This is a genomic window from Halostagnicola sp. A56 (assembly GCF_000691505.1).
Taxonomy (GTDB): domain Archaea; phylum Halobacteriota; class Halobacteria; order Halobacteriales; family Natrialbaceae; genus Halostagnicola.
Genome location: NZ_JMIP02000011.1, coordinates 1 through 20,242, shown reverse-complemented (window position 1 = coordinate 20,242; position 20,242 = coordinate 1). Strand labels below are relative to the sequence as shown.

16 protein-coding genes and 6 pseudogenes are annotated in these 20,242 nt (G+C 57.4%); 12 read left to right on the top strand and 10 right to left on the bottom strand.

Annotated features, from left to right (window positions below; genetic code table 11):
* Complete coding sequence (locus EL22_RS00635; RefSeq protein WP_050049675.1) at positions 1-249, bottom strand: amphi-Trp domain-containing protein; 249 nt, start codon at positions 247-249, stop codon at positions 1-3.
* Positions 250-385: 136 nt separating this feature from the next.
* Between EL22_RS00635 and EL22_RS00630 the strand changes: the two genes are divergently transcribed.
* Positions 386-1,264, top strand: a complete 879-nt coding sequence (locus tag EL22_RS00630; RefSeq protein WP_082146633.1) for a class I SAM-dependent methyltransferase — start codon at positions 386-388, stop codon at positions 1,262-1,264.
* A gap of 16 nt (positions 1,265-1,280) precedes the next feature.
* Here EL22_RS00630 and EL22_RS00625 read toward each other — a convergent pair whose 3' ends face one another.
* Positions 1,281-1,934 carry a hypothetical protein gene (locus EL22_RS00625; protein WP_050049674.1) on the bottom strand — a complete coding sequence of 218 codons (654 nt, stop codon included), beginning with the start codon at positions 1,932-1,934 and terminating at the stop codon, positions 1,281-1,283.
* A 206-nt stretch (positions 1,935-2,140) separates the two neighbouring features.
* Here EL22_RS00625 and EL22_RS00620 point away from each other — a divergent pair, with 206 nt between their 5' ends.
* Entirely contained in the window at positions 2,141-2,404 is a 264-nt protein-coding gene (locus EL22_RS00620) for a hypothetical protein (RefSeq protein ID WP_050049673.1), read from the top strand.
* Between the two features lie 109 nt (positions 2,405-2,513).
* Positions 2,514-3,233, top strand: a complete 720-nt coding sequence (locus EL22_RS00615; RefSeq protein WP_050049672.1) for an alpha/beta fold hydrolase — start codon at positions 2,514-2,516, stop codon at positions 3,231-3,233.
* A gap of 48 nt (positions 3,234-3,281) precedes the next feature.
* Here EL22_RS00615 and EL22_RS00610 read toward each other — a convergent pair whose 3' ends face one another.
* Entirely contained in the window at positions 3,282-3,989 is a 708-nt protein-coding gene (locus EL22_RS00610; protein WP_050049686.1) for a hypothetical protein, read from the bottom strand.
* A 153-nt stretch (positions 3,990-4,142) separates the two neighbouring features.
* Here EL22_RS00610 and EL22_RS00605 point away from each other — a divergent pair, with 153 nt between their 5' ends.
* From EL22_RS00605 to EL22_RS18330, 9 genes and pseudogenes are all read left to right on the top strand, one after another.
* Positions 4,143-5,108 (top strand): TIGR00269 family protein, encoded by a 966-nt coding sequence (locus EL22_RS00605; protein ID WP_050049671.1) that lies wholly within the window; start codon positions 4,143-4,145, stop codon positions 5,106-5,108.
* 497 nt (positions 5,109-5,605) lie between these two features.
* A pseudogene (locus EL22_RS15790) lies at positions 5,606-6,284 on the top strand (IS6 family transposase).
* A gap of 60 nt (positions 6,285-6,344) precedes the next feature.
* The gene (locus tag EL22_RS00600) at positions 6,345-7,523 is read left to right on the top strand and encodes an inorganic phosphate transporter (RefSeq protein WP_050049670.1); all 1,179 of its coding nucleotides are present in this window, start codon (positions 6,345-6,347) and stop codon (positions 7,521-7,523) included.
* Between the two features lie 38 nt (positions 7,524-7,561).
* Positions 7,562-7,990 (top strand): universal stress protein, encoded by a 429-nt coding sequence (locus tag EL22_RS15785; RefSeq protein ID WP_082146628.1) that lies wholly within the window; start codon positions 7,562-7,564, stop codon positions 7,988-7,990.
* Between the two features lie 311 nt (positions 7,991-8,301).
* On the top strand, positions 8,302-8,910 hold the full coding sequence (locus EL22_RS00590) for an alpha/beta hydrolase (protein ID WP_394298902.1): 609 nt from the start codon (positions 8,302-8,304) through the stop codon (positions 8,908-8,910).
* A gap of 94 nt (positions 8,911-9,004) precedes the next feature.
* Positions 9,005-9,288, top strand: a pseudogene (locus tag EL22_RS19095) (helicase-related protein); the annotation flags it as partial.
* Positions 9,289-9,294: 6 nt separating this feature from the next.
* A pseudogene (locus EL22_RS19245) lies at positions 9,295-9,751 on the top strand (DUF790 family protein); the annotation flags it as partial.
* Between the two features lie 346 nt (positions 9,752-10,097).
* Positions 10,098-10,421: pseudogene (locus tag EL22_RS19240) on the top strand (cytochrome B); the annotation flags it as partial.
* Positions 10,422-10,447: 26 nt separating this feature from the next.
* A complete protein-coding gene (locus EL22_RS18330; RefSeq protein ID WP_050049667.1) occupies positions 10,448-10,648 on the top strand; it encodes a hypothetical protein in 201 nt (66 codons plus the stop codon).
* Between the two features lie 102 nt (positions 10,649-10,750).
* Here the strand turns inward: EL22_RS18330 and EL22_RS00575 are convergent.
* The 7 genes and pseudogenes from EL22_RS00575 to EL22_RS00550 form a co-directional block, all read right to left on the bottom strand.
* Positions 10,751-11,277 (bottom strand): annotated as a pseudogene (locus tag EL22_RS00575) (4Fe-4S binding protein); the annotation flags it as partial.
* Positions 11,278-11,686: 409 nt separating this feature from the next.
* Positions 11,687-12,625: an ArdC-like ssDNA-binding domain-containing protein gene (locus EL22_RS00570; RefSeq protein WP_050049665.1), complete on the bottom strand. Its 939-nt coding sequence runs from the start codon at positions 12,623-12,625 to the stop codon at positions 11,687-11,689.
* Between the two features lie 641 nt (positions 12,626-13,266).
* Entirely contained in the window at positions 13,267-13,791 is a 525-nt protein-coding gene (locus tag EL22_RS00565) for a hypothetical protein (protein ID WP_231587846.1), read from the bottom strand.
* 164 nt (positions 13,792-13,955) lie between these two features.
* Positions 13,956-14,756, bottom strand: coding sequence for a hypothetical protein (locus EL22_RS00560; protein WP_156184020.1), 801 nt, complete (start codon positions 14,754-14,756; stop codon positions 13,956-13,958).
* Positions 14,757-15,898: 1,142 nt separating this feature from the next.
* Positions 15,899-16,663: pseudogene (locus tag EL22_RS15750) on the bottom strand (transcription initiation factor IIB family protein); the annotation flags it as partial.
* 602 nt (positions 16,664-17,265) lie between these two features.
* The gene (locus tag EL22_RS00555; protein WP_197075815.1) at positions 17,266-17,616 is read right to left on the bottom strand and encodes a GNAT family N-acetyltransferase; all 351 of its coding nucleotides are present in this window, start codon (positions 17,614-17,616) and stop codon (positions 17,266-17,268) included.
* Between the two features lie 1,128 nt (positions 17,617-18,744).
* Positions 18,745-19,980: a hypothetical protein gene (locus EL22_RS00550; protein WP_050049662.1), complete on the bottom strand. Its 1,236-nt coding sequence runs from the start codon at positions 19,978-19,980 to the stop codon at positions 18,745-18,747.
* Positions 19,981-20,242 lie beyond the last annotated feature (262 nt).

Genomic DNA, 20,242 nt, shown 5'->3' with positions numbered 1-20,242 from the left:
TTAGCTTTTGTCCGGCACCGACCAGGATACCTCGACGGTGATCGATTCGTGAGCGCCTCCGAGCATCGGTGATCGCTCGTTGGCCTCGATCGAGTACTCGACCTCCGAGGCGGGCGATAACTCGACCATCTTGTTCCCGATGCGGACCTCCGCGGTGTCGCCCTCGCGGAGCTCTCGAGCCAGTTCCTGAATCAGGTCCGACGCTTCTTCTCGCGCGAGGTCGTCCGTATAGGTTGTCGTATCTCCCATACGGAACGATCACCGATCGATCGGAAATAGGTTGGCCGCGAATCCGCAGGCCCGACCGGTCGATCCGCGACGAGACGAGCGAGGCGCCGCGGGAGAAACCGACTCGCTTTTACTCGAGACGCCGCAGTGTCGACTCGTGCGCGAGTTTACGGCGGAATACCTTCGTCGAACCCGCGAGGGCATGTGGGCGGGTTCTCGAGCGGCGCTCGCGCCGCTTTCGCTCGAGTCGCGTGACCGGGTTCTCGACGTGGGCTGTGGAACCGGCGAGTTGAGCGCCGTCCTCGCCGCCGACTCGCCGGGAACGGTTCTCGGCTGTGACGTTGATATGGCGCTCCTCGAGAGCGCGCGAACTCGAGACGGCGTCGCGACGGTCGCCGGAAACGCGCTCGAGCTTCCGTTCGCGGACGATTCGTTCGATCTGGTCGTCTGTCAGGCGCTGTTGATCAATCTCCCGGACCCGACGGCGGCGCTCGCGGAGTTCGCCCGCGTCTCGAGCGATCTGGTCGCGGCGATCGAACCTGATAACAGCGCCGTCGACATCGACTCGAGCGTCGACCGCGAGGAGCGACTCGAGCGGCGTGCGCGCCGGGCCTACCTCGACGGCGTTCGGACCGACGTGACGCTGGGAGATGGAGCGCGCGAGGCCTTCGAATCGGCTGGCCTCGACGTCCACGGGACGTGCCGCTACGATCACGTCCGGCGCGTCGAACCACCCTACAACGAGGGAGCGGTGAACGACGCACGGCGCAAAGCGACCGGATCCGGGCTGGCGGACGATCGTGAGACGATGCTCGCGGGCGCGTTGACCGAGTCGGAGTACGACGACTTGCGGAGTTCCTGGCGAGAGATGGGCCGAGACGTGATCGACCAGATGGCGTCTCGAGAGTACCGCCGCGAGGAATCGGTTCCGTTTTTCGTCACGACTGGATCGGTACCGGAGCCGAGGGGTTCAGTGCCGGAGTCGGAGGGTTCAGTTCCGGAGCCGTCGAGTTCGACTTCCGAGCGCGAGCGGTGAGCCCGCGGGAAGTCGCTCAGACCACGTCACCGCGGATCGTCACGCCCTCCTGTGTCGACCGCCACTCGTGGACGGCTTGGGCCGCGTCAGTCGCTTCCGGTTCGTCCATTCCGAGCATCTCGAGGGCCGCAGACAGCGTCGGCAGCGCGAGGTCGCCCTCGCGGAGTTTTCGAAACGCCTCCTCGCTCGTCGTGCCGTCGACCCAGAGACAGACGCCTCGAGGGTCGAGCAACTGCGTGTAGTCCTCCCTGAGCTTCGCGCCGCGGAGTCGTTGTGTGACGTTGTCCTCAAAGGACGTATTACAGACCTCGAGATGGACCGGTTCGTCATCGGGAAGCAACTGGGCGGCCAGACACTTCTCGGGTGCGGCGTGGCCGTTTCGGTTTGCTCGAAGGTGTTCGGGATAGCGCTCGGCCCACTCCGCGCGGACCGACTTGCCGACGCCCTCGATATCGTACTCGGCGTCCGCCGCTGAGCGACCCGCTTGATCGTCGCGGACGAGCACGTCTTTCGTCAGGTAGACGTCCAACCGTTCGACCGGATCGAGACCCAGTGCGATATCCCCGAACGCCCACACTTCGCGGACGGGAACCGGCGTGAGGTCGTTCTCGACGGTCTCGACGATCGACTCGAGCCGGTCGACGGCCTCGTCGCGAGAAAATCCACTCATTACGCGTCCTAGCGTCTCGAGCCCCAAATCCGTTTCTCACGGGCGGAAAACGAGAGCTGCGACACGAGGAGCAGCCACAGTACGAGGACAAGCCGCGACGCGGGACCAGCCATGATACGGAGAGCACGCCAGTGGCTCCCGTGCCCTTCGATGCTCTCGAATGACGAGTCACAACGCTTTATATCAATCAGCGTGATATTTGCCCGATGGACGAGTCAGCCCCTCCAGACAACGGTGAACTCGATTTCAGCCTCGAGGACCACCGACAGTACGAGATTCGACGGACGGCCATCGAAGACGCGCTGAAAAACGTCCTCGCGACGATCGTCATGCTCTCGCTGGCGTCCGGACTGTTCGTGATCGGTGTGTTATTCGCCCTCGAGGGTGGTGCGTTGCTCTGGATCGGTGGCGCGGTCGTGCTCGTCGCCTGTTTCATCGGCGCGATGGCACTCGACATCCTTCCGCCGTGACTCACGCGTAGAAACGGACACAACGGCCCCTGACGAGCGATAGAGCGGTCCTTCCGGGGGGTCGTGTCAAGAGCGCAGATTTTTGGTCCCGGCCGATGAACGGGCGGGTATGAGACACCGCATCTTCAACGAGGGCAGCGACGACGACCTGGTCTTTATCATGGGCTGGGGGAATCGCTGGACCCACGAAAACGTGAGTTGGCTCATTGGCCGGCTCGCAGATGCCGGGTTTCGGATCCACGCGTTCGAACTCCCGACGAACATCGACGACTTCAAAGCCGACTGGCTCGAGCCGATCGTCGAGTACGTCGTCGACCTCGACGGCTATCAGCTGCTCGCCCACAGCGCCGGCGCGCTCGTCGGCCAGGCTCTCGACGGGGCGGAAAACCACGTCTACCTGAGCCCGTGGTGGGCCTACAGCGAGGACCACCCGGAGTTCGTCCTCGAGCTCGTCGAACGGATCCCGACGGACTTTCCGTTCGTCCCCTTCGGCGGGATGGGCACGGAAGACCTGGGTAGTCTCGCAACGGATCATCAGATCGCGACGACCCCTGAGTGGGTCTCCCCGGCGTTCGTCCGTGAGACGCGCCATGCCCAGCAGGAACTGCTCACGATCGATCACGACGCCGTCGTCTTCTGCTCGCTTCGTGATCCGGTCATCAGCCTCCGACCGATCGGCGAGCGCGTTCCCGCCGAACACGTCGTCCTCTATAGCGGCGGGCACGAACTGTTTTCCTCTCGCGTTCGCGAACGCTACGTCGATACTCTCATCACGGCGCTGCAAGACGGCGCCAAGGCGATCGAAGATCGGCCAACAGTTCCAGTCTGACACTCGTTCGAACGCCGACTCCGCCCTTTTGTTGCGTTCGGCGTTCCCTTACTCTCCGAGTGCATCGGTCAGCGCCCGAAGCTGCGTCGGCCCGTTCTCGAGCAGTGCGCGCGGAAAGCCGCGTCGCGCGTTCGCCAACGCAGTCTGGAGCGCCGCCGGCGGTTCGTCGAAGAGCCCGGTTCCGTGACCGACGAGGATCCGTTTCGGTTTCAGTCCCGTAAACGCCTCGAGCGGCGGTAGTAATCGGCACAGAAGGTAGACGCCGAGTCGCTCCGAGTCCGTCGTATACAACGGTGCCGTCCCGAGCACGTCGGGGACGTACAACGTGCCGTCGGTCTCCCGATACGGAGCCGCCTCGCACCAACCGGGTATCGAATCAACGCGTCTGAAGAGGAACCCCGACGATCCCACTTCGTCGTCGTAATACTCGAGCGGAGCCTGAATCTGGTTCGGAACGCGGCCCAGCCACGACGGGACGGACACGGGGACATCGTACCGGCGTGCAAACGCGGCCGCGTCGCGAGCGTGATACCGCGAACAGACGGCGATTCCGGAGACGTCGCCGAGCGCGTCGATCTCCTCGTCGATCCCGGGCGCATCGAGCGGGTCGAACAGCCAGACGTCGCCGTCGTCACCGACAAGTGCGTGGCTCGCGCGCAATCCCGTCTCCTCGGGATGAGCCAACCACCCGAAGCCGCTCTCGAACGTATCGATCAGCCGGTAGCCACTCGAGGGCGACCGGTCGTACATAACCATCGTGCCGACATCGAACTGTCGAGGCATAGACGTTCCGTTCGGTTCGCTCGAGAGCGCGATCTGGGCTGCGGATATGTGACATCCTCGATGCAGAGCGTGCGAGCGCCAGCGGAGACGAAACCGACATACACCCGTATCGACTAGGCGCTCGTAATGGAGTGTAACCGGTGTGAGGAGCCGTCGATCATGCACGCCGCGTACTCGGGCGCACACCTCTGTGAGTCACACTTTCGCGAATCGATCGAGAAACGCGTCCGACGACGGGTCCGCCGAGACGACCTCGTTTCTCCCGACGCGACGCCCGAGGACCCGCAAACGTGGGTTATCGGCCTCTCCGGCGGGAAAGACAGCGTCGTCCTCACGCAGATCCTCCACGAAACGTTCGCGGAGGACCCCCGCATCGAACTGGTCGGGCTGACGATTCACGAAGGGATCGAGGGCTATCGCGACAAGTCCGTCGACGCCTGCGTCGAGCTGGCCGACGACCTCGAGATCCGCCACGAAGTCGTCAGCTACGCCGAGGAGTTCGGCGTCGAGATGGACGAGGTCGTCGAGGATGATCCCGAGAACATGGCCGCCTGCGCCTACTGTGGCGTCTTCCGACGAGACCTCCTCGAGAAATACGCCGACGAACTCGGTGCCGATCTCATGCTGACCGGCCACAACCTCGACGACGAGGCCCAGACGGCACTGATGAACTTCCTCGAGGGCGACGTCGCACAGATCGCAAAGCACTTCGACGCCAGTCTCGGTCCGATCACCGATCGCGAGGACCAATCCGAGTTCGTCCCGCGAGCAAAGCCGCTCCGTGACGTTCCCGAGAAGGAAGTGGCCCTCTACGCGCACATACGAAACCTCCCCGCACACATCACCGAGTGCCCGCACTCGAGCGAGGCCTATCGCGGAGAGATACAGCAACTCCTGTACGATCTTGAGGAGAATCATCCGGGAACCCGCCACTCGATTCTCTCGGGGTACGAGGAACTCGCCGGTCTCGTCGCGGAGCGATACCACGGCGACGACGAGGCGGGAGCCGACCTCCGCGAGTGTGTCGAGTGCGGATCGACGACGACTCGAGAGCGATGTCGGAAGTGCTCGCTGCTAGACGCGCTCGTCTAAGTTCGATTAGGAACGTACGCGGACGTTCTGGGAAAGTGTCTCGAGGTAAAGCCCCGAGAAATCGCTTTGTTAGTTGTAGAAACGAAGTAACCGCGAATCCGTTCTCGAGTTCGAGAGCGCCACGACAAGAACGGATCGACCGTCCGTTCGATTTCTCGTGCGTGCTCGAAGCGAGGTGTGCTATCAAATATCTATATAGTTTCGATTCTCATCGTTCTGTCTCGTATTTTGTCGAGCGATCTCCGAATCGCGTTCGCCGCTTCATCGTCCTTTAGACTAACCATCATATAGTATGGAGGTCATTTTTAATATGATACGTTCGTTTACAGCGTGTTCTTCCACGGTATTACTCAAACAGTAGATTTGATTGTATGGTCCATTCAGAATCCATGGTTGGGAACCCCCTCTAGCACACAGATTCTGCGTTTGGATTTCTAGGCACTGTCTAGGTGAGCCAGTTTGAGGAACGAGCAGGTCGTTGAATGAATTGGACGAGAATGCTCGCAGACCTGCTCAGCGAGTGTTACGACGCGAAATTTAGAAGAGTCTTGAGAGAACGAGCGGATGGCGACGCCCGTCAGGGCGTTCGCCGTCCGCCTCCACGAAACCGGTTGTTCGATTCGCGATACAACTTCAATATTGGCGGAATTAGGCGTTGAGGGATCGAATGGAGCGGTTTGGACTAGGTACATCGGCTGGCTGACAGCGGGCACGACCCGCCTGAGGCGCAGCCGAAGCGGGTCGCGGTTGACGAGACCGTTGTCAAGATCAATGGCGAGTGGTCTTGGCTATATGCTGCAATAGACACCGAGACGAAGCTGATTCTCGACGTCGCGTTGTTTGGTCGGCATGGCACTGATCCGGCAGCTGCGTTTCTGCATCGACTCGACGAGAAATACGATCTCTCCGACACCGTATTTCTTGTCGATCAATTCGGCTATCGGACTGCCTGTTCTCGATTAGGGTTGGGTGGTCGGGTCAACTATACCGAACGAAACCTCATCGAAAAGTGGTTTTCACATCCTCAAAATGCGCATCAACCGCTTCCACAACTCGTGGGTGGGAAGTCGGTCGAGCGCACGCGAATGATTTGAACAATTTATACACTATTACAACCGCCAGAGACTGCATCAACCACTCGACGGAAAGACGCCGATCGAGGAGGTGCAGAACTAGACAGTGCCATCTTCAGCTATTGCGGTACTTATTTTGCGACTATACCTGTATTATCGACCGATGGTCGAATCCCTTCTCGCAATAGGAATTATCGCGTCCATCTTTGTTGGATTCAATATTGGTGGCTCATCGACCGGAATCGCGTGGGGGCCACCCGTCGGTGCGGGTATCGTCAAAAAGACGACGGCAGCAGCGCTCATGACGTTTTTCGTCTTTCTCGGCGGGTGGACTGTCGGACGGAACGTGATGGACACGCTGAGCGAAGGTATCATCACGATTGATCTCACGCTGACGGCTGGCGTCGCCGTCCTCTTCTTCATTGGACTGGGCATCCTCATCGCCAATATCTTCGGCGTCCCCGTTCCAACGTCGATGACGACCGTCGGCGCGATAGCCGGTCTCGGACTGGCGACAGACACACTCAACTACGCGACCATTGCCGAGATCGTCTCATGGTGGATCGTCACGCCAATTATTGGGTTCTGGATTGGCGGCATTATTGGACGATATATCTACCCAGAAATCAACCGACGGGTACAGATTGAGAAATCAAATGGCCCATTACTGACCCTTGGCGGAGACGGAACGATTCCAAAGCCCACGTTCGGCCCAAATACGACGTGGGCAGAACTCGGTACCACAGTAGTTGTGCTCGTTATCGGCTGTTACATGGCGTTCAGCGCCGGGGCAAGTAATGTCCCGAATGCTGCCGCACCACTGGTCGGTGGCGTAGGCGGACTCCCTGACGATACGGCGATTATCATCGCTACGCTTGCGATTGGATTCGGTGGATTCACCATTGCCCGCCGGACGATGGAATCTGTCGGGGGCGAACTGAGTGACATCCCGCTGCTCGCAGCCCTCTTCGTCATGGTCACAGCATCGACGATTACAACGCTTCTCTCGTGGATCGGGATTCCAATCAGTCTCGTGATGGCGACGGTGATGACAATCGTCGGGATCGGGTGGGGTCGTGCAACTCGCCCGATTACTTTTCGTGAGGCCGTTACTCGGGACACGGGCGAACCCGAGATCGTCCCCGGTGCAATCACCGCCGAAGAGATGGAAGGGAAACCAGCCGCGCCAATCGGTGAAGAGGAACCAGAAGAGGTGCTCAAGGCGGGTGATCTGTTCAATCCTCGGGCGATAATGAAATACATCTCGATGTGGATTATCGGTCCGTCCGTGTCTACGGTCCTCGCATACGGGTTTTTCATCCTCATTCCGGGAATCGCCTGAGACTGGGACTTAGGTAGCCGGATGACATCTTTTGAGATATGCTCTCACGAATTCTCGTTCCGATGGATGACTCCGAGCACGCTAGCCACGCCCTTGCGTATGCCCTTGAGAACCATCCCGAAGCTGATATCACTGTCTTACACGTTGTCGGCGTCCCGTCAATGATGATGGGGGAGGCGGTTGGTCTCACTCTCGAAGACGACATCAGTGAAGCTGCTGCCGAACGCGCTGAACCCGTTTTCGAGCGTGCTCGTGAAGTTGCTGACGAGCATGGTCGAGAGATCAATACAATCGTCGGTATCGGTCACCCTGCCCGAAATATTCTCGACCGAGCCGAGGATTACGACACGATTGTACTCGGGGCACACGGTGCAGATTGGAGTCGCGCAACGCGCCGGTTTCTCGTTGGAAACGTAGCTGAAACCGTGTCTAAACGGTCACCGGTCCCAGTAATTCTCGTCCACTAACCAACGTACTTCGACTACTGGAGAGAGAATTGATCGACTTTACCTAATTATCCATCTGCTTTCTGTTTAATGTCCTATAGCTAGTCTTGGACATCCGGCTAATGAATTCATACACGTCTGTTCCCATATTTGACCGACTGTGGCACACGAATTGACGCCAACGTTGGGTGACGATGCTCCCGCACTGGCGGGAGCGATCGTCTTTCATTCGAAGACACTCTGTGACCAAGTTGATACACTCTGGCGACTGCTCAACCAGGTCTCGATTCCAGTTGCTGAACTCACCGATACCCGCGACCAGAACAAACCTCGTGACGGCGGGTGCGCCCCTCGACGCCGCCGAAGTTGCGCTCGTCCTCGTTCACGGACGCGGTGCGACCGCTCAGAGCATCGTCCAGATGGCCCACGATTTTCATCAACACGATGTCACATACCTCACGCCCAAGGCGGCCCGGAACACGTGGTACCCGAACGCGTTTACCGCGCCAGTCGAGTCGAACGAACCCGGTCGTTCGAGCGGGTTACAGGCCATCGACGACGCCGTGATCGAAGCGACCGACGCAGGGATCCCACGCGAGCGAGTCGTGATCCTGGGATTCTCCCAGGGTGCGTGTCTGGCCAGCGAGTACGTCGCGCGCAATCCCCGCCGGTACGGCGGGATTACGGTGCTGAGCGGCGGCCTCATCGGAAAATCCGTCGATTCGGACGACTACGAGGGCGATCTCGACGGGACGCCCGTGTTTCTGGGGTGTAGTGATGTCGACCCGCACATTCCCGAGGAGCGTGTCCACGAGTCAGCCACGATCTTCGAGCAGTTGAACGGCGACGTAACCGAGCGCCTCTACGAGGGGATGGGGCACGGCATCAACCAGGACGAGATCGAGCACGGTTCGAGAATGGTCGCCGACCTCGTGGAGTAAGACGACCGCGATCCGTCGGAGCCGATCAACGTAATCGGACTGGCATCGTCACGCATCCAGGCCACAGCACTCTTTCAACTGAGATACACAATACCTCACCCACCAGACACCGACTGACGAACGAACCGACCTTCTCGAGCGCTTGGACTGGTGAGTACTCGATGCTCGTGACATTACAGGTCCTCGACGAAGGAATCGATGTCCCCACGGCCAACGTGGGAATTATCCGCTCCGGAAGTGCCTCGAAACGCTAGTACGCCCAGCGTCTTGGTCGGATACTCCGCCCAACAGAGGATCGATAGCCCGCACGACTGTACGAGAGCGTCGCCGCGAACACCGAAGGAACGGTACGTTTCCCAACGACGGCGTCAGGGGTAAGTTCCAGTGCTGACAGCTGCTCTCGCTCGCTCACGAACAACCGGCGGGGAAGTCGTTCCCCTGTCATCGATACCACTGCGAAACGCTACCGGTAGATTGCCCGAGAGCTCATCGAGCTGTTCGGGGCCAGCTGGGCGAGCCCAAGGGCAACCCCGAGGCGGCAATCAACGAACTCACGATCGACAATACGGAGTACAAGATTATCCAAGGGCTAGGTGAACTCCTCATGGACTTGTGTGAATTTGAGGTGCATTCGTCGATCGAATCCGAAACGATCCGCCACCACCTCTTCGAGTACGCAAACGAACGGTATCCAATCGTTCGCCAGCCAACACTCGGTGGGGATACCCAGAAGCTCGACGTGTACAGCGCCGTCGCCGACGAACTGAGCATCTCTCTTGCCGAGTGCGACCGGAGAGCGTACGCAGATCCCGAGGAGAACAAACGTTTCGTTCGGTTGGGAGGCGTACTCGACGCCGACGACGTACTTGACGAGAATGACGTACTCGACGCCGATGACGTAACCGATACCGACGTACTCGCTGATCGACAGGGTGAGCACGATCGTCGCGGCGTCGGAACGGTGCGCTCGATCCGAGCGGATACCGCGGACGTCGTCACGAAGATCGAGAGTACTGATGACGATTCGTGTCCGAACTGTGGCGTGTCGATCCCGGGCGGCGGTCCGCCATTTTGTCCCCAGTGTGGTCGGCCGCGGTGACCCGATTCGGACCGTTTCGGTTTCGCCGTCAGTAACTGGTCGCTGTATCCGGGTCCGCTTCGTTCGAGCCTTCAGGAGCCGATTTCGACAATCCGACGCGGGCAACACGCCGACCGGCGCGACGATGATCTGGAGCGTCATCAGCATGGTGTTGCTCGTCGGTGCCGTCGGTGTCGGCGTCTTCCTCTACAAGTCGGTCGAACTGCCCGAACCGGAGATAACGGGCATCGAGATCCCGCCGCCGGACGAGATCAGTCTGACGCCGAGCCAGCGAGCGGCCACTCGGTTCATTCCGATCGCGGGCGTTTTATTCACGCTGCAGGTGTTGTTGGGCGGTCTTCTCGCCCACTACTACGTCGAGCGACACGCGTTCTTCGGGGTCGAGGAGGTGTTCGGCATCCGAATCGTCGAGGCTACTGGTGGGTCGGCCAGCCGGATATGTGGCTCCCGCTCGGGACGATTTTCTCCACACTCGAACTCAGCCCGCTCATTCTCATCCTGTTCGAGGCGATGGGTCAGTACCGAGCGCTCGCGACGAGCGGCGAGTCGTTCCCGTACACGCTCCCGTTCATTTCACCTTACGATCCGTCTCGGAACCGACCGACACGCCCGAGCAGACGACGATCCCAGATCGAGTGATGTCCGAAGACGACGGTTGAGGATTCAGACCGCCGTTCTCGTATTTCGAGCCGTAAGCGACGATCGCGGGTTTCGACTCGCCCGTCGCACTCGAGTCTGGGGTGGCTTCTCCTCGTCACCGCCCGCGAGCTCCTCGCGGTAGGATTTGAGGTCGAGGATGACGTTTCGGGGGTCGAGCGGGCGACCGGAGGCGTTCGCAGGGCAAACCGACGAACAGCGGCCGCACTTGGTGCAGGCGTCCTGGTCGAGAATGTCTTTCCAGGTGAAGTCGTCGATGTCTTCGGCGTTAGTCGCGTCGAGATCCGACGGGACGCCCGGAAGGCGGGCGCCAGCCTTCTCGTCGCGCGTGATGACGTTGGCGAACGACGAGAGCATGTGGAAGGGTTTGGCGGAGGGAATCCACGCGATAAAGCCGAGCGCGAGCAGCGAGTGGCTCCACCAAGTGAGCCAGTGCAGGGTTTCGGCGTTCGCACCGAAGACGCTCACCGCCTGATAGGTGCCGGGATTCGTAGCTGCGTCGGTCATGGGTAGCCCAACCGCGCCGAACAGCATGGCGAGGCCGTAGCCGACGAAGCTGACGATTTCGTGGGCGGCATGCCCGTGATGTAGATTCGCAGGCCCTCGAGGAGCTTCGGAGTTCTGAAGAGCTCGATCTCGAAACGGGGGATGCAACGCATGCAGTCTCCCGATTGATCGATCGCGGCTATCTCTACGAGGTTAATGACGAACTCCGAGTAACGATCCCCGAGAACTAACGCGGAAACAAGCTGTGCTGTGATCTATTGTCGCGTTCAGTAACTCTCCTCGTCTTAATCCCTAGGATTGGATTCCTCTTCCGACCTCGAGACTACCTGCACCTCGGACTGCATAACGAGGACATGGAACTCAGCTACCGCGAACTGGACTTCGAGATCGACATTTGCTGAGTCGATGAGTCGTTCCAGCGCTTCAAAGTTGACCCACTGGTGAAGTTGATACTCGTCTTGGCTGAGCCCCTGCTCCTAGAGCGCATCGACGATCTCGAGGAGCAGTTGTCGCTCACTCATCTGTACCCACCTCGTCGACGGCGTCGATGATTTCCCCCGCTGTCGAACTAATCCGCTCAAGACGGTCGAGAATCGCTTCTGGCTTGTCGCCTTCCCACGCAGCGAGGTAGAACGCTGAACCACTCGTATCGAGTCCGAAGTACCGCCCGACGATGTAGCCAACAGCTTCGGCCTCGAGTTCGCGTTTCGACCGTTCGGTCTCGTCGTCGACGCCACCGTGTAAGAGTGCGTGAGCGTACTCGTGAACGAGTGTGACAGCGAGAGCTGCGCTATTTTCGCGATCCTGTACTTCGACGAGTGGCTGTTCTGCAGAAGATCGATACTGACAGATACCCTCAGCGTCGCCGTGCGTCCACGCTGGTTTGGAAATCACCTCGACATCGACATCAAGCGCTTTCGATCCCTCGAGCAGCGCTGGCACCAGTTCGTCGGCATCCCCAGTTGCGTCGGTCTCGAGTTTGGGGAGTGGTTCTCCTTCGGTTTGGGAAATGTCGAATACTGGTGCGGGCCGAAAGCCGACCAGGCCTTTCGACCACGTTTCGGATGGCGTCTCGTCGTAGTCACACTCACTTCGCTCGTGGTACGACGGCGAGTTCTCACACTCGGGACATTGCTTGGCGATGATCGGTGCCCAGATCCAGATCGCCGTTTCGCCCTCTTTCACGTGCCGGTCGAACTCCGTCTGCCATGTTCGATAGCCCGCTACTCGAGTCGCCTCAGGACACTGGCGGGTGATCAGGAGTGTGTTGCGATAGGAGTAGTCGTGGAACTGGCTCTGGACGTCGAGCCACTCCTGGAACCGATCGCTCGAGATCGCCTCGTCGATTTCCTCGACAAGGTCTTCGGCCCAGGCTTCCATCGTGCTATGCATCTCGTCCCGTCTGGTATCCGACTCATCGAAGGATACCACTGAGCTGTTGCTCGAAGTCATTGTTCTCGACGAGGGACGCGCAATTTGACGAACGCCCCTCACCCCTCAGGGGTGACAAACATCTCAGTTCGGACCAAATCGGACTGTTGACTGTCGAGATTCAGTCCTTGTCCTCTCTACAGGCTGTCGAGGGGAATTCCCCAATGCTTGCTCTCGAGAGGGTTCACCAAATCAGAAATCATGGATCACCAGTACTTCTATACACCTATTTGATGTTGCTCATTCCATCTACGATGACTGAGCAGAGTCGCACAGAGGAGGTTGCCATACGATGCGCACAGTGTGGGGCGATCTATCCTGCGCTCCGGCTTCCTGGTGGAAAGCTAACGCGAGCAGGAAATAGATCAGTTTGCTGCTGTGGGAACGGCTCGTTTGTTGAACTGAACGATAACTGAGTAGTACACATGCTCACTGTCTAACTGTACCTGAAGGCAAATGTACCTCGAAGGTGGTAATAGTCAACTCACCCTGCAGCTGGAACGTCAACCAAGAACGGGACGCACCTATCCGATCCCATCCGGATCAGCAGACTGGGAGTCCACAAACAAGCCCCACCCGTAGATGCGAGTAGTGAAGCGAGAAGTGCCTCAGGCCATACGAGTAGACGGTGCCCTCGAGAGCAAGTGAATGGCGGGTCGTAGTTACTGGAACAAACCGAGGTCCGTGAGTCTTGTTTCAACAGCGTTCGTTGTGTGGGCTACTGCATCGGTGGTCTTCGCACCAGTGATAACAGCTCTTCCACTGCCAAACAGGAGTGCGACCGCCGATGGATCCTCAAGACGGTACACTAATCCGGGAAACTGCTCTGGTTCATACTCGACGTCTTCGAGACCAAGTCCGATGGCGATCGCGTTGAGATTAAATTGGGTGCCGAAGTCGACGCTTGCGACGATGTTTTGAATTTCGATGGGAGGTGTCTCAGTGACTTCGATACCGAGTTCTCGCAGAGTCTCGGAGACAATGGAAAGTGATTCTCCGACTTCTTCTTCGCTATTTGCACCCACTAGACTCAATTCTGCTACTTGGGGGACACCACCGTTTCCGGAGGTTCCGGAGGACACACCACTATTTCCGCAGGTTCCGCAGCCCCATAACATATTCTCATAGGTTATGGAAACTATGCTGCTTCGACAGTTCCGTAAAATCGTCCTGATGTCCACTCTCATCAACATAAAGTCGCTGTGTGAACCGTTGTAACCATGACTCGGCATCTATTCAACAGAGCACTTCTAACGTCTCTTTAAACAGGTTGACGAGTCGCATGGACCTTCCCGTCACCACCTGCTTGTTTCTCAAGCCCTTATCTAGACAGTGATGAGAGTGCGCTCTATCAGTCGAGAGTCGCTTGGGACTGGTCAAGGGTCATCATTGTGTCACCGTCCCCTTCGGTACCCGTTGTCTCCTCACCGACGCTAGTATCGACCGAATAGCTTACAGAGATACCGGCGGGGAACGAGACGCCAAACGACGAACTGACTTCCACGTCCGTCCACGTATGCATGTACTGACCGAAGACCTCGCGCTCCTCGTAACTGTAGTCGCCGATCGGTTCGATATTCAATCCGCAGTAGAGATTGTCGCCGTCACTTGCCGCAACATCATCTACGGAGTAGGCGACGCCGTCGTTGTTGTTGTCGTCTTCCGTCGAGACGTATTGGCTGGTGTACGTACTTTCGTTCAGTGAACGCGAGTAGTAGTCCCACCCATTATCGGTGTAGTACAATGCAGCTCCATCGTTGGGACTTTGCCCGTAGTCACCAGCTTCGAGGTCATACGTCCACTCCATGTCGATAGTATAAATCGTGTTGTAGGTATTGGTGTACAGCGTAAAATCCAAGCAGATGTCACAATCGGTGGGCGAGCCATCGACGTTATCGAAATCGTTCGTGGAAATTTGATCATCACGTTCAACCACCATCGGGTTCTGAACGGTGGCGTACTCAATGCCCTGATTTTCGAGAAACTTCAACATTGCCTGACGCCCTCGTTTTTCACGAATCTTGTTGGCGGTCCGTTGAATCTCGATGAACTTCTCATTGGAACTCGTTGCCGAAACTGAACCGAGGATGCTGGTTCCACTGAGAGCTGCACTCGCAACACCGAGTGACTTGAGAGTGGTTCGTCGGTTCACTATGCGTCCGTGCTCGTGTTCGGAATCGGGTTTTCTTACCATACTGCCTATTGATTTTTGAAGAGCTAATATTAAATCATTATAATGTGTCTATGTTGGGTAACAATAACATATTAACGCTATAATGCAGGGCCGACTAGCCGGACAAAACCTAAACAGAGTGGATAGACGTTCCGAAGATACACCGACCGCCGGATACGCGCGGATCGCACGCCCCGAGAAGTTATAGGAATTCAGGCGAGTACCTGCGGCTTTAGTCGTGGGATGAATCCGACAACTCAGCAACTAACCACGTTCCGTCTCCAGTTTTAGCTTCCCAGTCAATACATCCAAGAGGCGATACCACGAAGATAGTGTAAGGTTAGGTCGGGATGGATTCTAGACGTCCTTCGGAGGCGGTCTACCCCAATACAATGAGACAGTATCCGAACCGCCGACGTGGTAAACGCAGATCACCGACGGTTCGTCTCGTGCCCATTGGTCGAGCAAGCCTACGATACCGCCGCGTCCATTGAAGCGACAGCAATCCTTGCTGGCAAAAACAACAGATAGGAGTCAATAACGCTGAGGAGTACGGGCGGTTTGGGACCGCTGGTTAGCTACCGACCACGACGACTAAGTCAAACGGGTTCCTTCGAAGTGGCGGAGTACTGTTGAAAACGTGAAACGTCCACTGCTCGGGATTCTTCCGTCTGAAGGTGCAGGAAGATATTAATATTCACTAGTTCTACGAATATCTATATAGTGACAATAGTAAGCATGAAGTGGGAATGAAGTCGAAATTTCGAAAGTGATGCCCTCTGTTAGTCGACGTACACTCCTTGCTGGGACATGTGCGGTACTTCCAGCCATCAGCGGTTGTACTGCCCTAAGCGGCTCCTCAAATTCAAGCAAGGAAAAATCCAATCCCCATTGGGTGAAGATGTATCTCGGTGACCGTAATGAGACTCATGATGTTACAGTCACGATTACAAACAAGGATGAGAATGTCCTTTTCGAGAAAGAATATGTACTTTCAGACAGTAACGAGTCTGACGAGGATGCGACGTTTCCAGCATCGACGGATCCCGAAACAATCGTCGTGACCGTTGACGAGACCCGATTCGAACGTGAGTGGCCCGGCTTTGAGCAACCAGCACTTCAATACCTGCTGAGTCCGCCCGTTCAGCTAACTCTCTGGCTCGGTGCCGGATCTGAACCGGAACCTCGAGCTCCGAGGCAAGCCGAGGGACGAACTCACTGGGAACGACAGGCTTAGCTGGTAGCCCGAGTTCTGCGTTCATCGTCTTGTACGCGTTTCTCACTCGAGAGTGCTCAACGCGTGCCAGTTCGGTAACGTTCTCGAGCGTACGCGAAAGGTCGTTACACCGACAGGCACCGTAGACACTGGCTGCGGCCATCGCTTCGATCGATCGACCCGGAAGAAGGTCCTCGTTCTGGGCACTACGGAAGAGCTGACACGCCTGGTCACGAATCGATTCAGATAACTCGAGCACGCCTGCAATCCGACGGACTTCACCGAGCCCCTGTGCGAGGTTGCGCTCTGCTTTCGACCGAAACCGCCCTCGAGAGTGCTCCCGTCGCAACCGCCCCAACTGTCGTCGCTTCCGTCCAGCAAGCGTATTCCCGTTTGCATCGGTTCCACGCCCAATCTCGGTGGAGAGCCCCCGATCGTGGCGGGCGGCCGTCAGTGTAGCGCCTGTTCGCTTTCGTTCGTCTCGGTCACACGCTCGCCATTCCGGTCCACGATCGAGTTGCTGCTCGTCGACAATGAGGCCACACTTCTTACAGATAGTTTCGACCGTATTGGTGGTAACCCGCCCATCACATTCGGGACAGTGGTTCGACTTCGTTTCATCTTGGACTTCTTCGTCAACCGTCGTCGTGTAGATATCTCTCGTTGCCATGAGTTCCTCGAGGGACGTCGTGGATCGCGCTTCTCAGAACGCCCCTCACCCGAAAGGGGCCAATAAACACGCAGCGGAGCAGTTGACAGGCGTTTTTGTGCGGTGGCAAAAGCCCGGTTTGTAATCGGACCAACCACCCAACGATTGTGAATCACCCAGAGAGCAAGTGGTTCGAGAGACACGATCCCTTGTGACCTGAGAACCGAGGATTTCCGGATGTACTCACGAAACCGGCCTGCTCCGCCTGTAGAGATATTTTACTGTGCACTGGCTCTGGTGAATCACTAGACGTCGGTGACTTACCGTGAGAAATCACGTTGCTGTGGGGTGCCCGTCTGGAACGATTGTAACTAGAACTTTGAGGAATCCGTTAGTGACGAGTCGGTTGGGCAGTCCCAGGAAGACTGCAAGACACTAGAACCCGATGCAGTACGTCGATTCATCGGCGTCTATGACACTGACTGGATCGGAGTCTCTGCTGCTGTCGAATTTACCAGACCAACGATAGCCGCCTTCGATTGTCAGTGTCTGGGGATTTTCGGGCCCACGCCCTCGAGTCGACCAGTCACATCATAGCGGAGTCCGCGCGTTCAAAGCGCCACTTAGATTTCCTTCTCGTAAAAAATGACCTCGCCATCGATCGTCGGGTGGGGCTCCCGATGGGTCCGTTCGTATCCGCGGCGTTCGTAGATTCGCTGTGCGACGACCAGTACGTCGTCGGTGTGTAGTCGGATGCGCTCGAAGGATTGTTTCTCTGCGAACGTCTCGAGTCGGTCAAGCAGTTCCGTTCCGTAGCCGTTCTGTTGGTACTCGGGAAGCACACGCAACCGCTGGAGTTCGACAGTCTGCTCGTCGAGGGGTTTTACGCCACCGGTCGCGATCGTCTCTCCGTCGAGACAACCGACGAGGAACTGCCCACCCGTCTCGAGGTAGAAGTTCCCTACGTTCCGCAAGTCGCTATCGAACGTCGGGTCTGAAACGAACTCTAGGGGTGAGGCTTGTATCGTTTGTTTGTGTACGTCCCAGACTCGTTCAGCGTCTGATGGCATATACTGCCGAAGTGTGAATTGCCGTCCCGAATTACTGGGCGTTTGCGTATGATTCATGCACGAAATTTTGGTTCATTGGCCATGAACGTTCCGAAAGATAGCAATACCGAGAAAAAATCTCCTGATCAGAATCGGTGCTCGCTACACTCGAGACTAGCCCGAGTGCCGTTTTTCGGCTTGAGATTCGTCTGTGTTCACGATACGTGGCGCTCTCGCTGAAACTCTCGGATGCCATATCTCTCGAGAAGTCCCCCAGTCATAAAAACGACGAGGCCTGCTGTGGACGGTTCGTATCGATCCCAGGTTTCGATTCCCGTCGAAGTCCGTTGTTTGCGGCCGATTCAACACTCTCGGTTGCCAGTACAGACCGACACCGCAAGAGCGACCACGACTGGGTTCGATCAACGACTGAGTCACTAAGGGTACCAGCGACGATTCTAGCAGTCCCTCCGAATTGGGCTCGATAATTGCATGAGAATCATCGAAATAAACCCGGGCCGCTCGGATCCTGCGGTTTCCCTTCTTTCGTCGTGAATCTACATTAGACTGTGTAACTATCCGGTCAGGTAGTCCAAGCTTCGTCATGGATCGCGTGAAGCACGTCGTCCGCGGTGACAGGCCGCCGCTCGGCGAGCCCGTACCGGTCACGAAGTTTCAGGTTCACGACGACCCAGATGTTGTAGAACAACTGCGCTAGGTTGAAGTGGAAAATCCGAACGCGCCCGTTCGGTGACTTCGTCGACTACGTTGTTGTATCGCTCTACAGATACGCAAGGCGAGTGCCTCGGGGTCGTACGGAAACCGAAGATTTTCGTGATGGCGAATCTTCGATTCTCGAACCACTTGACCCCGAGCGGTTCACTGTCTTCGGGTTGGAGAAGTCCTACCGAGAGTCGTTTGATATACTGAGCGAGATGCCACAAATGCTCGAGAAGCGTTTCGGTCAACAGCTGACCGTGCTCAGTTCAGTGACGAGAAATTGGCCATGGCCTCCGTACGGACGGATCTATTCAACGATGAACTCCCGTGGTGCTACGAAATTGTCACCGAGACATTTCCAGTATCCGATTTGACCTCAATCTCGTATTCGTTACTCGGGGGGAGGTACCAGAGTGATCCATCACTACTGGTTTCTCCGATTTGGGTCCCGTCGATAGAGACGGTGGCCCCTTCGATAGGTTCGTTCTGGTCAGTTCTGTTTACCAGTACTTTGGCCGGGCCAGTTGGAGGAGTCTCGTTTTGTGTCACCTCGAGGCCGTTGGCCGTCTCCGTCGTCGTTTCGGAGACTGGCAGCTTTTCGACGTTCAGTTCCTGAACTTCGTGGAAGACTTCGCCGAAGTTACTATCGAGGAACGAGGTGAGAACCCCCTGACTGTGTGGGATCTCCACCCGATACAGGTTCCATGGGTCCCCGTTGTCGTTGCTGAAGCTCTCCGTTCCGTCTTCGACTGCCCACGGGTACAGTTCCTCGAACCGATCGACGGCCTCTCCCTGGTCCTCGTACTTGCTGACATCGTCGATATTCCGATTGTCGAATCGGGTCGTCTCGACGATGTACGTATCGTCGACCATCGTCTGGAGGCGGTATCCCGAATCCGAGGTTTGGACCTCGATTTCGGGTTCGTCTATGGATCCCTGCTGGGCCGCCGCTGCTAACGCCCGGACGGTCCCCTGCTGGACCACCAACCGCTCCTGATCGGATCGAAGATCGTGTTCGACATCGAAATGGAGACTGTAACCGATGATTTCGTCCGACCGTTCGAGTATTTCATCAACCCGCTGCTCGAGCGCGCTCGCGTCGTTGTAGTTCCGAACGAGCGTTTGCAACAGCCGCTCTGTCGACATCTCTCCCGCGGCGTGGGCACGTACCGCCTCGCGCTCTCGTTGCTCGAGTTCGTCCGTTCGGTCGCGAACGTTCTCGATAGATGTGTTGATGATCTCGTCACGTTCCCGATCGCTCACAGCTTCGAATTTCTCGTCGAAGAGAATCTCCCACTCGTACTCGTTCCGGAGGTCGTCATCACTGAGAGCGAGTCGAGTGCCGAGGTCTTGCCCGTACGCAATGGTTTCGTTTCGAGTTGGGTTCGTCAGTGTAAGTCGGTTCGTCGTCTCTTGGACTGTGACAGGTTCGATCGATTGGACAGCCACTGGCTTGTCGCTCTCTTGGACCTGCCCTCCAGAGGGTGTTGGCGCCGACGCAGAGACGGCCATCGCCGGAAGGGAGACGATAAGAAATGCCACGAGGAGGGCTGGTATCGCCTTCGTCATCGGATAGTAACATGAAATGTACGCTCGTTATAAATTTTTACTGATCGCTGATCAGCGTACCAGTTGAACCGGTCGGGCTCTGGTGAATCAGTAGGCAGGTTGACTTCCACGGACCAGATCCGTCGGCTCCAGACGGTAGTCTGGGACAATTCGGTCAGTATCTGAAGGTAACCGTGATGGGTATGATTGGGCTCCGCCATAGGCCACTGAAACCACTCAGTCTAACGCTGTCTGGCGATTCACCAGAACCGGTCACTGTGGT